Origin of the sequence: Pseudomonas sp. P116 (genome assembly GCF_020149425.1) — a bacterium.
In the GTDB taxonomy this organism is placed as follows: Bacteria; Pseudomonadota; Gammaproteobacteria; order Pseudomonadales; family Pseudomonadaceae; genus Aquipseudomonas; species Aquipseudomonas anatoliensis.
Window position 1 is genome coordinate 635,270 of sequence record NZ_JACVHB010000005.1, and the last position, 13,321, is coordinate 648,590.

At 59.0% G+C, this 13,321-nt stretch carries 8 protein-coding genes, 1 rRNA gene and 2 pseudogenes; 8 read left to right on the forward strand and 3 right to left on the reverse strand.

All coding sequences use genetic code 11. The features are described 5' to 3' along the window. Positions 1-543 precede the first annotated feature (543 nt). The 4 genes from ICA15_RS20170 to ICA15_RS20185 are packed head-to-tail and all read left to right on the forward strand — an operon-like array spanning position 544 to position 6,142. On the forward strand, positions 544-1,320 hold the full coding sequence (locus ICA15_RS20170) for a DUF3050 domain-containing protein (protein ID WP_042557020.1): 777 nt from the start codon (positions 544-546) through the stop codon (positions 1,318-1,320). Further along, positions 1,317-2,246, forward strand: coding sequence for a diiron oxygenase (locus ICA15_RS20175; RefSeq protein ID WP_210554444.1), 930 nt, complete (start codon positions 1,317-1,319; stop codon positions 2,244-2,246). Before ICA15_RS20170 ends, ICA15_RS20175 begins: the two co-directional genes overlap by 4 nt. Before the next feature lie 10 nt (positions 2,247-2,256). Further along, positions 2,257-5,652 carry a non-ribosomal peptide synthetase gene (locus tag ICA15_RS20180; protein WP_210554445.1) on the forward strand — a complete coding sequence of 1,132 codons (3,396 nt, stop codon included), beginning with the start codon at positions 2,257-2,259 and terminating at the stop codon, positions 5,650-5,652. 22 nt (positions 5,653-5,674) lie between these two features. Then, positions 5,675-6,142, forward strand: coding sequence for an SRPBCC family protein (locus ICA15_RS20185; RefSeq protein ID WP_210554446.1), 468 nt, complete (start codon positions 5,675-5,677; stop codon positions 6,140-6,142). A 135-nt stretch (positions 6,143-6,277) separates the two neighbouring features. Here the strand turns inward: ICA15_RS20185 and ICA15_RS28710 are convergent, their stop codons facing one another. Beyond that, on the reverse strand, positions 6,278-7,063 hold the full coding sequence (locus ICA15_RS28710; protein WP_371262348.1) for a methyl-accepting chemotaxis protein: 786 nt from the start codon (positions 7,061-7,063) through the stop codon (positions 6,278-6,280). A gap of 69 nt (positions 7,064-7,132) precedes the next feature. Then, positions 7,133-8,158, reverse strand: a pseudogene (locus ICA15_RS28715) (cache domain-containing protein); the annotation flags it as partial. A gap of 329 nt (positions 8,159-8,487) precedes the next feature. On the opposite strand from ICA15_RS28715, the gene ICA15_RS20195 reads away from it, so the two are divergent. The 4 genes and pseudogenes from ICA15_RS20195 to ICA15_RS20210 form a co-directional block, all read left to right on the forward strand. Next, positions 8,488-8,988: a sigma-70 family RNA polymerase sigma factor gene (locus ICA15_RS20195; protein WP_026000801.1), complete on the forward strand. Its 501-nt coding sequence runs from the start codon at positions 8,488-8,490 to the stop codon at positions 8,986-8,988. Continuing rightward, positions 8,988-9,989: a FecR domain-containing protein gene (locus ICA15_RS20200; RefSeq protein WP_210554447.1), complete on the forward strand. Its 1,002-nt coding sequence runs from the start codon at positions 8,988-8,990 to the stop codon at positions 9,987-9,989. Before ICA15_RS20195 ends, ICA15_RS20200 begins: the two co-directional genes overlap by 1 nt. An 87-nt stretch (positions 9,990-10,076) precedes the next feature. Next, on the forward strand, positions 10,077-12,581 hold the full coding sequence (locus ICA15_RS20205; RefSeq protein WP_210554448.1) for a TonB-dependent siderophore receptor: 2,505 nt from the start codon (positions 10,077-10,079) through the stop codon (positions 12,579-12,581). A 169-nt stretch (positions 12,582-12,750) separates the two neighbouring features. Continuing rightward, a pseudogene (locus tag ICA15_RS20210) lies at positions 12,751-12,900 on the forward strand (PepSY domain-containing protein); the annotation flags it as partial. 119 nt (positions 12,901-13,019) lie between these two features. Here ICA15_RS20210 and rrf read toward each other — a convergent pair. Beyond that, positions 13,020-13,135, reverse strand: a 5S ribosomal RNA gene (rrf, locus tag ICA15_RS20215). Positions 13,136-13,321 lie beyond the last annotated feature (186 nt).

Genomic DNA, 13,321 nt, shown 5'->3' on the forward strand with positions numbered 1-13,321 from the left:
GCACCGCAATGCGGGTGCAGTCCCCGCAACAGGAACCTACGGAAGGAGCCTTGTCACGGGAAAAGGAAAGAATCGGCGCCGTTCCAGGCCACCTTTCGTCCCCCTCAAATAACTCGATATTAATTTTAAGAAAGTTGCTTCGAGTGAGGCATTCACTCTGTTTATTCGATTTGGTCTTTATTGACTGAAAGGAGCAACTTCGCCTCAATAAAACTTGTTCAAAGAGTTTTATCGGACACTCTCACGCTTAAAAAGACAGCAACTAAAAATAATTAAAAATACACTTGTTAAGTTATTTGTCGATGTATTAGCTTTTCTCCGCCGAGCTTGAGATCTCTTCTCCTGGCGGACATAGACCGACAGCACGACCAATAGATGGCGACACCTCGCCTGACTACCGTGCTGTATTGCACATACATTCAGTTCAACTTCATTGGTTTGTATGAGGTCATTGCTCGCCTGTAAAAAGAATAACGAGCCGACGTTCCATTGATACGCACTTGCAAAGTATTGTCCATTTCATATCAAGGATAGAGCCCCGTCATGTCTAATACAAAGCACCAACTTGCCCTGAAAAAAGCCGAGCTCAGCGCTCACCCGATTTTTGCCGAAATTGATTCAATGACTGTTTTGCGACGTTTCATGGAAAGCCACGTGTTTGCCGTGTGGGACTTCATGTCACTGACCAAACGCCTGCAACAGGAACTGACCTGCACTCGTCTGCCCTGGCTGCCGCCGCGTGATCCGCATGCTGCGCGCCTGATCAACGAGATTGTCCTCGGAGAGGAATCCGACGACCGCCTGAGCCACGGCCATTACAGCCATTTCGAGTTGTATCTGGATGCCATGCGCGAAGTCGGCGCCAGCACCTCGGCAGCAGAACGCTTCGTCGCGCTGCAAAAAGAAGGCGTGAGTTATGACGTGGCGCTGCAAAGTGTCGACGTCGATCCGGCAGCCGCGCAATTCGTCCGTGACACCTTGCGCACCGCTCTGCATGCACCGGGGCACAGCGTTGCTGCCGCGTTCCTGCATGGCCGCGAAAGTGTGATCCCGACCATGTTCCAGCGCATTCTCGACGACTGGGGCATCGGCATCGAACAGGCGCCGACCTTTCGCTATTACCTGGAGCGGCACATCGAGGTCGACTCCGAGGATCACGGCCCGGCGGCGGAGCAGTTGCTCGAGCGCTTGGTCGATGGCGATCCGCAGCGCGAGGCCGAGGTCTATGCCAGCGCCATCGCCGCCGTCGAAAGCCGCATTGCCCTGTGGGACGGCCTGCGCGTGAGCATGCGCGAGCCGTTGGCGGAGGTTGCCCAATGAACGCCGCCGACTATCAGTCCTTTGCCGATGTCTGGGAAAGCCGCGCGACCATCCGCACGCGCCCGCGCCGCGTTCTAGAAAACGACGAGCGCCTGATCTATCCGCTCAGTCGCCAACCACTGGTGCTCAGCGAAACCTTCCTGCGCGAATGCCCACAGCAACGTGATTTCGCCTTGGTGCAGACGCTGTACAAATTCATCAACGACGTGGTGATTTTCGAGACCGAAATCGTCGACAAGACCGCGCGCAGCATCGCCAAGAACCGCTTCGCCGTAGCGTTCCCGTTCGCCTGTCGTTATGACGCGATGACCGTGGTGGTCGACGAGGATTACCACGCGCTGGTGGCGATGGATTTCATGCAGCAGACGGTGGCCATGACCGGCATCGAGCCGATCCGTTTGCCGGATCAAATCGAACTGAGCCGGGCGATTCCCGCCGCTGTCGCGCTGGCGCCGGAACATCTGCGCAGCGCCGTGGAACTGATCTGCGTGGCCATCGCCGAGAACACCGTGACCGGCGACGTGGCGGCGTTCGCCCGCGACGACACGGTCAAGCCGTCGATCAAAGGCCTGATGGCCGACCACTTGCTCGACGAGGGTCGTCATTCCAGTTTCTGGGCGCGGATGGTGCGCATCTATTGGCACACCGCGAGCGAGGCCGATCGAGAAGCCATCGCGAAGATCCTGCCGGTGTTCATCGCCCATTACCTGACCAACGACATCCAGAAATCCTTCGATTTACGCCTGATCGATGCCCTGCCGGTCAGCGAAGACACGCGCATTTCGCTCAAGGAAGAAATGACCGGTCTGGCCTTCCCGATCAATCGCCATCACCCGCTGGTGGGCAACATCATCAAGTTTTTCCACAACAGCTCGCTGCTCGAAACACCGTGTGTGCAGCACGCCCTGCGCGACTACCTGGTTTGAGGAGGCCGACATGAAACGTCTCGATATTTTATTGATTGGCGCCAGCCAGGCGATGACCGACCTCGCGCAGGAACTTGAACAGCAGGGCCACTCACTGGATCGCAGCGGCGCAGCGAAATCGACAGTGGATTTGATCATTGATGATGGCTTCATCGCGGCCGGCGACTTCTGCGCGATCCCACACCTGCATCTGCGTTTGGGTGTTGTTGCGCAGAGCAATGCGGGTTTGCCGTCACTCGACCTGCTGTGCTTCCTCGGCTCGTCACTGATCAGCCGCGTGCCGATTGGCGATGAGCCGTCCGGCAACGGGCAGGCATTGCGCCAAAGGGTGCTGATGCACGTGGTGGACGAAGTGTCGTTGCTGGTCAGCCGCTACTCCCGCGACCCGGAATACTTGCGGCATGCCGCTGCAGTGACGGCGCCGGATTTCGAGCGGCTGGAAAACCTGCAGTTTCTCGACAGCCTTGCCTACGTTCATCGCCATAACGCCACCGCGAATCCGGTCTTGCTGAAACAGGCGCAAACTCCGCTGATAGAAGGTCTGCAACAGAGCCTGATTCGCCACGCCGATCGGCCTGCGCTGCACCTCTCCGAGCAGTCGGTCAGCTATCGCCAGTTGCATGCGCACAGCCAAGCGATTCAACAGCGATTGCAGCCCCTGCTCGACCAGCATCCGCAGCCTTGGGTAGTAGGCATTTGTCTGCCGAAAAGCCCCGCGCTGTTCGCCTCGATTCTGGCGATTCTCGGCAGTGGGGCGGTGTACTTGCCGCTGGAACCCAGCCATCCGTTGCAGCGCCAGCAATACATTCTGCAAAACGCTGGGGCGCTGCTGTTGCTGCATGACGGTTTGCATCCGCTGAGCGAATCGATGCCGGGGCTGGATGTCAGCCGCATCGACAGCGCCGACGCAGACCTTGCGCAACCATTGATGCGCCAGCGCCCCGAACTCGAGGCGCCGTGCATGGCGCTCTACACCTCGGGCACCACCGGGCATCCGAAGGGTGTGTTACTCAGTCAGGCAAACCTTGCGCACTTCACTGCGTGGTACGCCGACTACACGCAACTCAATACCAAGAGCCGGGTACTGCAATTCTCTTCGCTGAGTTTTGACTCGTCGCTGATCGACATTTTCCCGACCTTGCTCGCAGGCGCCGAACTGGTGGTGCCCGACGACACGCAACGGCGCGATCCGCTGCAACTGGTCGCACTGATTCGCCGCCGACAACTGACTCACGCGTTCCTGCCTCCGGCGCTGTTGAGCATCCTGCCGCTGGAACAACTGCAAGGCGTGCAACAGGTGATGACCGGCGGCGATGTCTGCGAGCCGTTCGTCATCGAGCAACTGACCCGCCAAGGCAAACTGCACAACCTCTACGGGCCCACTGAAGCCACGGTGCTGATCACCGCGCGGCAGCTCACACCCGGCGACAGCAACCGCACGCTCGGTGCGCCGATCGCCAACAGCCGGGTGCTGATTCTCGATGACGATCTGCAACCGGTGGCCGAGCAAGTCGTCGGCGAATTGTTTATCGTCGGTCCCGGTGTCTGCCTCGGTTATCTCAACAATCCACAGCAGACCGCCGAGCGCTATCTGACCCTCGACCTGCCGGGCGGCGAGCAACTGCGCGCCTATCGCAGTGGCGACATGGCCAAGTGGGGCGAGCACGGCATCGAGCTGTGCGGGCGACGCGACAATCAGGTGAAGATCCGTGGCTTTCGGGTCGAGCCGGAAGAGATAGAACGCTGCCTGCGCGAGAGCCAGTTGTACCGGCAAATCGCGGTGGTAATCGACCCTGAGCGACGGATTCTGGCGTTTCTCGCCCAGCCGCAAACGGACGCTGCCCGCGACGCCTTGAAGGCCCACGCCCAGCAGTTTTTACCGGACTACATGCAACCAGTGGCGTGGACTGAGCTGCCGGGCATGCCGTTCGCCAGCAACGGCAAGGTCGACCGTAAAGCGCTGCTGGCGTTACCGGTGAGCGTGCAGGACAACGGACCGAAATGCCTGCCGACCAATGAAGACGAAGCGCTGCTGCTGGAGATCTGGGCGGAGTTGCTGGAGCTGCCGACCAGCGATATTTCCACCGACGAGAGCTTCTTCAATCTCGGCGGTCACTCGATCCTGCTGTCGCGCATGTTACTGCGCTTGCGTGAAGAGTTTGGCCGCAGCATCTCGATCAATCGCTTCATCGAACAGCCGACCATCATCAAACTCGCCACACTGGTGCGCGGCACCGATGACAGCGCCGTACTCAGCGGCCAAGCCATGGCCGACGCCGAGCGTGCGCTGGATATCAAACCGTTGCCAATCAGCCGCATGGGTGATGTGCACAAGGTGATTGTCACCGGCGCCAACAGTTTTGTCGGCGTGCACATCGTCGAGGCGCTACTCGGTTGGGGCGCCAGTGAAGTGGCGTGCCTGGTGCGCGACGGGGGCGGGCAAACAGCGGCGCAGCGCTTCGCTCAGGCACTGCGCGAAAACCGCCTGGAACATCTGGATCTGAGTCGGGTGCGGGTGTACGCGGCAGACATCACGCGTCCGCAACTCGGGCTGGGGGACGACGACTATCAGCGGCTGGACCGTGAGTTCGGCGCACTGGTGCACAACGCGGCCAACGTCAATCACGTCCTCGATTACGAGTCGCTGGCAGCGGACAACGTCGAGCCGATTTTCGAGCTGCTGCGCCTGTGCGAAGGGCGCAGCAAAAAGGTCTTCAATTTTGTCTCGACACTGTCGGCTTCAAGCACGGTCGACGACGCGGGTCGGGTGCTGGAATTGCCTGCCGCGCCGACGCCACCGATCTACATCCGCAATGGCTATAACCTGTCGAAATGGGTCGGCGAACGCATCCTCGAACGGGCGCGGACGCTTGGTGTACGGGTCAATCTTTACCGCCCCGGCAACATCAGTTTCAACAGCCTGAGCGGCGTCTGCCAGCCGCACAAAAACCGCTTGATGCTGATGCTCAAAGGCTCGATTCAGCTCGGCCAGGTGCCTGCATTCGCACTGAACTTCGACCTGATGCCGGTGGACTTTCTCGCACGCTTCATCGCCTTTCACGCCAGCCGTTATTCGCCCGAACACGCGGTGTTCAACCTGCACAACCCCGAACCCCTGAGCTGGGACGCCTACGTCGACTCGTTCCGCGACACCGGCAGCGAGTTCTCGCTGGTCAGCGTCGCCGACTGGCAACAACAACTGGGCCGTGTCGGCGCCGACAACGCGCTGTTCGGCGTGCTCGGGTTCTACCTCAACGGCTTCGAAGAAGACATCGGCGACATCTCTCTGATCGGCCACGCCAACGCGCAAGCCGGCGTGCAGCAGATGGGCGCGCACTACCCGGAAAAATCCCCGGCGCTGCTGCGCCGCGGCTGCGCTTACCTGAAAGAAATCAACTTCATCTAGTTCATCAAAAAGGAGCAACACCATGAACACTCTGCAACCCGACACCCTGATCAAAAACCCGCACGGCTGCCACGTGATGTCTTCGGTTGAAGTACCAGCAGACGCGACGCAGGTCTGGGCGGTGGTCGGCAACTTCGGCGGATTCGAGCGTTTCATTCCGGCGCTGTCGCACATCGAAATGACCGGCGAGGGCGTGTCCTCGCTGCGCAAGAAATTTTTCAAGGATGGCAACGTGGTGGTCGAGCAACTCAACTCCCGCGACGAGCAGGCGCGGAGCATGACCTGGACGACGATCTACAACACGCTGGGCGTGGCCAATCTGTGGGCGGCGATGAAGGTTGAATCGCTGGGTGAGGGAAAGTCGCGGGCGACCTGGACGATCATTGCCGAGCCTGCCGACGCAGGAGCGGAGGCGTTGCCGGGGTTCAAGGATTTTGTGCAGGGGTTTGCGGATGATGCGATGGGGAATGTGTTGAAGCTGTTTGTTTAAGGCTTAAGTTGGGCGGTGGGTGAACTACCGCTATCGCTGGCAAGCCAGCTCCCACAGGGTCCAGGTCGTTCACAAATGTTGTGTTCGCCAAAAAACCTGTGGGAGCGGGCTTGCCCGCGATGAACGATAACGCGGTCAGATCTTGAAGCTGTCCACCAGCTGCTTCAGGCGATTGGCCTGTTGCGACAACGCATCACAATCCTTCAACGTCTCGTTGAGGTTGGCCACGCTCTGCTGGTTCAACATGTTGATCTGGTTAACGTCGACGTTGAGGGTTTCCACCACCGCCGTCTGCTCTTCAGTCGCGGCCGCAACCGACTGGTTCATGCCATCGATTTCGCCAATGCGCTGGGTCACGCTGACCAGGCGCAAACCGGCCTGGTTGGCCACTTCAACGCTCTGCTCGCTGGACGCCTGACTGGCGTTCATGGTGCTCACCGCCTCACGCGAACCGACCTGCAACGAAGTGATCATCTTGTGAATCTCTTCCGCCGATTCCTGGGTGCGATGGGCGAGGTTACGCACCTCGTCCGCCACTACCGCAAAACCACGTCCGGCTTCACCGGCACGTGCTGCTTCAATGGCGGCATTGAGCGCCAACAGGTTGGTCTGCTGCGAAATGCCTTTGATCACATCGAGGATGTGGCCGATGTTGTCGGTGCTGGCGTTCAGCGTTTCGATCTGCGTGCACGACAGGCTGATCTTCTGCGACAACTCGGTCATCGCCAGAATGGTTTGCTCCACCACCTGGCGACCGTCATCAGCCTGCTCGCTCGCGCCGCTAGCGTGCTGCGAAGCATCGGCAGCGTTGCGAGCGATTTCCTGAGTGGCGGCACCCAGTTCGTTGATCGCGGCGGCGACGCTGTTGGTGCGCGCACTTTGCTCGTCCGAACCGACGATGGAAGCGTTGGACGAGGCCATCACGCGTTGCGACAGATCATGTACCTGGCGGGTCGCCGAAGACACTTCGGAAATCGACGCGTGAATCCGCTCAACGAACTGGTTGAACGAGCTGCCCAATTCACCGAATTCATCTTTGCTCTCGACCGCCAGACGACGAGTCAAATCACCTTCGCCCTGTGCGATGTCCTGCATAGCCCGGCCCATGGTGATCAGCGGACGCATCAGCACGGTGATCAAAAGGCTCAGGAACACGGCAATTGCCCCCACCGCCACGAACATGGCGATCAGCGCCGAAGTACGGAACTGGCTGAGTGCGGCGTAGGCCTTGTCGCGATCGATCGACAGACCGATGTACCACTCGGCATTCGGCAGACCGGTGACCGGGGTGAACGACAGGATGCGTTCCTGACCGTTGAGCACCACGTTCTGGTTGCCCTTCTCGATGCGGACGCTGGAGTTCGGGTAGATGTCCTTCAGATTCTTCATCACCTGATCTTTGTCCGGGCTGACGATCACCTGACCGTCACCGCTGACCAGAAACGCATGGCCGATGCCACCGAAGTCCACCGAGTTGATGATCTTCACCAGGGTTTCAAGGCTCAGGTCACCGCCGACCACGCCAATCAGCTCGCCGTTCTTCTTCACCGGCATGGCAATGGTCACCACCAGACCGCCGACGGCGGCCATGTACGGCGGCGTCAGCATGGTTTTGTCGGCTACGACAGCTTGCTTGTACCAGGGGCGCTGACGCGGGTCGTAACCGTCCGGCATCTTCGCATCTGGGCGCTGGGTGAATACACCGTTGGCCTGGCCGACGTAGGTGAACTGGAAGTTCGAGGTGAAGGCCGGTTGATCAACGAGGCCCGGGAAGTCGGCTTCCTTGCCCTGATGGGCAACGTTCTGCGCGAGGTTTTCCAGCACCAGAACCCGCCCGCTCATCCAGTTCTGAACGCTGCTGGCGGTCAGATCGCCGGCCTGCTGCACGGAGGACTGGAGGTTCTGGCGAATGGTGTTTCGCTGCAGATAGTCGTTGTAAAGGGTGAATAAAGCGAAAGCCAGGACCACGACGCCCGAGGCGGCCAACAGGATTTTATGGCTGAACTTGAGATTCATTTCATGGGACTTCTTATGCAAAAGTGGGTATGCGTTCGGGGATGCAACATTCCATGTAGCTCCAAATGTCCAATAGCTGGCAGGCAGCGTTCTGATGGCCGCTCTACTTTGGTGCACGCATGTCTCACCAGTCTTTCGGCACGCTTCGGAGAAATCTTAGGGTTGTGTGGGAAATGGATGGCATTAATGCCGGATTCCCGCCGAACGGCGTGCCAGAGCGCTCGCCACAGTGTTTTTTATGAGCGTTATTCGAGTGGAGGTTGCAAAATTTCCTACCCTTGATAAAAATGCGACTAATTATCATTTGTGTCGTTCGAGCTGGCGCGTTCATGTCCTCACCTGAGTTTGCAGTACAGGCGCTTTACAGTAGTCATCACGGCTGGCTGAATGCCTGGCTGCGCGCGCGGCTGGGCAACGCGGCCGATGCGGCGGATCTGGCGCAAGATACTTTTGTGCGCTTGCTGCAACGCACCGAACGTCTCGAACTCAAGGCCCCTCGCGCCTTCCTGCGTACCATCGCGCGCGGCCTGGTGATCGACCACTGGCGCCGTGAAGAGATCGAACGTGCCTATCTGGAAACCATCGCCCATCTGCCCGAGGCCGAAACGCCGAGCGCCGAAGCCCGCGCGCTGGTGATCGAACTGCTGGAAAGCATCGCGCGCATGCTTGAAGGATTGAAGCCAAAAGTGCGTCAGGCGTTTCTTCTGGCGCAGTGCGAAGGTTTGACGCACAAGCAGATCGCCGAGCAGATGGGATTGTCGCTGCGTTCGGTCGAGCGCTACGTCGCCGATGCGCTCTATCACTGCTATGTGCTGCGGTACGAGAGCTGATGCCTGTGGACAAGTTATCCCTCGGCCGCCGCGCCGAGCCCCAGCAACAGGTGGTCAAGCAGGCGATTCACTGGCTGCTGCGTCTGCGCAACAACCACGGTAATTCACGCTTGAGCCGCCAGTGCGAACAATGGCGCGCCGAGCATCATGAACATGAACTGGCGTGGCAACGGGTGCAGTCGCTGCAAGCCGAATTGAGCCACAACCTGCGCGCGGTGCCCGGTGCGCAAGTGGCGTTGAATACGTTGGAAAACAGTGCGCAGGGCTTGGGCCGGCGCCAGGCATTGAAGCTGTTGTCTGGCGCATTGTTGCTGGGCTCCGCGGCATGGCTGGCCAAGGACACCTCGGCCTGGCAGCAATGGAGCGCCGACTACGCCACCACGACGGGCGAGCGGCGCGGTTTCCAGTTGCCAGACGGCACGCGGATCGAACTCAACACCGCCAGTGCGGTGGATCTGGATTACACCGCGCAGCAACGGCTGATCAAACTCACCCGCGGCGAAATTATCGTCACCTGCGGCGGTGCGGATGAGGGCTCACCCTTCGAACGGCCGCTGCGCGTGCAAAGTCGTCATGGCGTTTACGAGCCGCAGGGCGCGCGGTTCGTTTTACGCCAGGACAGCGATTGCACGCGACTGAGCGTCACCAGTGGGCGCGTCGCCATTTACGCCGGCGGTACCTCGATCGAGGCGCTCGCCGGGCAGAGTTATCTGGTCGATCACCATCACGTGCGCGCGGCGCCGCCGCTGAATATGGATGTCGGCGCGTGGGCCGACGGCTTGATCGTCACGCGCAATATGCGTCTGGGCGATTTCCTCAGTGAGGTCGGTCGTTATCGTCAGGGCTTTTTGAACTGCGCCTCGGATGTCGCTGAATTGCGCCTGTCCGGCGTATTCCGCCTGGAGGACACCGACAAACTGCTGGCGATCCTGCCGCAAACCTTGCCGGTGCAACTGCGCTACCGCACCCGCTGGTGGGTAACCCTGGAAGCTGCGGTCTGAATTTTTTTTGGCGGGTTTTCGCAGCAAGTCCGGCTTAGTCAGTAAGCACTTCAACTCAGCCTTCGCGACTTCCTACGGAAACCTGAAATGACTGTCCGTACCACCTGTAAGAACCCTCTGAATTCCACTGCCGAATCGGGTCTGCTGCGCCACGCCGTTCGGGCAGCACTGTTCTCCACCGCGTTGGGCGTTGGCGTGCTACCGAGCCTGAGCCTGGCGGCCACTGCCGGTGCCAATGAGGTCAGCCATCGCTACAACATCGCTGCCGGGCCGTTGGGTGATGCGCTCAATCAGTTCGCGCGCCAGGCCGGCATCACGTTGTCGATGACCCCACAGCAGACTCAGGGACGGCAATCCCCTGGGGTACAGGGCGAATATTCGACCGATCAAGCCTTGAGCCATTTGCTCGGCGGTTCGGAGCTCGAAGCGGTCAGTCAGGATGGCAGCAGCTATGTTCTGCGTTCGGTCGCAGAAACCGAAGCGCTGGCCTTGCCGACCACGGACATCAAAGGCTTCGCGCTCGGCAACGCGCTGGGCAGCATGGACGGCTACAACGCCACTCACAGCCAGATCGCTACCAAGACCAGTACCGCGTTGCGTGAAACGTCGCAAAGCGTGTCTGTGGTCACCCGTGAGCAAATGGATGACCAGGGCGCACAAACTGTTTCGCAAACGATGCGCTACACACCGGGCGTGCTGACCAACCCGTATGGCGCCACGCACCGTTACGACTACGTGGCGATGCGCGGTTTCAACGACGGCTCGGTGGATAACATCTACCTCGACGGCCTCAAGTCGATGGGCGACAGCGGCACCTACAGCACGATGCAGGTCGATCCGTATTTCCTTGAGCGCGTGGATATTCTCAAAGGCCCGTCGTCGGTGCTCTACGGCCGCAGCTCGCCGGGTGGTCTGGTGGCGCTGACCAGTAAAAAGCCGTTGTACGAAGCGTATCACCAGGTGCAAGCCACGGTCGGCACGCAAGGCCAGCGCGGTGTCGGTTTTGACTTCAGCGGCCCGGGCGATGACGACAAGCGCATCGCCTATCGTCTGACTGGTCTGTCGGATCAGTCAGACACGCAATTCGACCACAACAAGGAAAAGCGCTTCGCCCTCGCGCCGACCCTCAGCATTGATTTCAGTGAAGACACTTCGCTCACGCTACAGGCGTATCTGCAACACGATCCGGATGGCGGCTACCACGGTGGCGTACCCGCCGACGGTACGATTCATCAGCGTAATGGTCAGCGGATTTCACCGAACTTCTTCGAGGGCGATCCGAGCATTGATGGCTATTCCCGTGATCAGCAATCGTTCGGTTATCAATTCGAACATCGCTTCAACGATGTCTTCACAGCGCGGCAGAACTTCCGTTACCTCGATTCCAAAGTGAACATGGATCAGGTCTATGCCTATGGCTGGACGTCGCCGACCAGCAACGAGTTGAATCGCTACTACACGGGCGGTGACGAGCGCCTGCATGCCTTTATCGTCGACAACATGCTGCAGGCCGAATTTTTTACCGGCGCGACCAAGCACACAGTGCTGATGGGGGCGGATTATCAGCGGCGCAAAACCGTGGTCGACTGGACCAGCGGCGGTCTCGCACCCATCAACGCGTTCAATCCGGTGTATGGCAACTCGGCGATCGACATGTACGGCGAGACCAGCTATCTACGTCGCCTGGAGCAAACCGGCGTTTACCTGCAAGACCTGATCGAGATGGACAAGTGGCGCTTCTCGCTGGGTCTGCGTCAGGACTGGGTTGAGACCTCTGACGAAAACCGCATCGCCGAGGCCGGGCGCCCCGAGGGCACCGAAATCAAAGACCAGCGCACCAAGCTGACTGGCCGCGCCGGTGCGCTGTATCTGTTCGATAACGGCTTGGCGCCTTATATCAGCTACTCCGAGTCGTTCAACCCGAACTCCTATGCCGACAGCGCGGGCAATCCGTTAGCTCCGACTGATGGCACGCAGTGGGAAGTGGGTCTGAAGTACCAGCCGCCGGGCACTGACGACCTGTTCACCGCGTCGCTGTTCCACATTGATCAGGAAAACCTGGCGACCAAACTGCCGCAGGAAAACTTCTACCGCGCTGTAGGAGCTGTCCGCTCTCAAGGCCTGGAGCTGGAAGCGCACATGCAATTGACCGATAACCTGAAAGTCCTCGGCAGTTACACCTTCACTGATATCGAGTATTCGAAGTCGATGGTCAGCACGCTGAGCAGCCCGACCGACGTGATCGAGAACAAAGGCAATTCACCGACCCAAGCGCCTCGGCACATGGCGTCGTTGTGGGCTGACTATAAGTTCGACAGCGCGGCACTCGATGGTCTGCGTTTGGGCGGCGGGGTGCGTTATGTCGGCTACAGCTGGGCGGACGCGGAGAACACCATGAAGGTGCCGTCCTACACGTTGTTCGACGCGTCGATTGGCTACGACCTGGGCAAAGTCGGCTTGAAGGGCGTTGACGTACGCCTGAATGCGAACAACCTGACAAACGAGTCCTACGTGGCTTCCTGTGCCAGTCTGAATTTCTGCTACATGGGCGAAGAGCGCAACGTCGCTGCCACGGTCAGTTACCAGTTTTAAGCCCAACGCCTTGTGCATAAAAAAGCCAGCCCCTGATATTCAGGGGCTGGCTTTGTCGTATCTGTGGGGGAAATTTCATGCGCGCATTTCTGATTTTGTTACATCGCTATATCGGGCTGGCCACAGCGGGTTTTTTATTGCTGGCCGGAATTACGGGAGCATTCTGGCGTTTAACTTATACGGCGCAGGATTTGGACAGCACGACACTGAAGCACATGGCAAATGCTGGCTGTTCTTTCACGGTACGGATGGGCGATTGCCAGGGCAGGGAACGTTGGGAGAACGGGTTTATCGGGAACTGGCGTCTACATCTGGTGGCGCAAGTGGCAGGCTTGACGTATCAGCAAGGCTCGCAAAGTAGCTTGATAGTTTGATTTTTATGGCTCTGAAACAACAAAACCCCTGTCTGCGTTAGCAGACAGGGGTTTCGGAATTTAATCTTGACGATGACCTACTCTCACATGGGGAAACCCCACACTACCATCGGCGATGCATCGTTTCACTACTGAGTTCGGGATGGGATCAGGTGGTTCCAACGCTCTATGGTCGTCAAGAAATTCTATAACTGGCCCGTCAACACGATGACGAGACAGCAAAAACGGGTACTTCTACTAAAACAAAACCCCAACTGCTTTCGCAATTGGGGTTTCGGAATTTAATCTTGACGATGACCTACTCTCACATGGGGAAACCCCACACTACCATCGGCGATGCATCGTTTCACTGCTGAGTTCGGGATG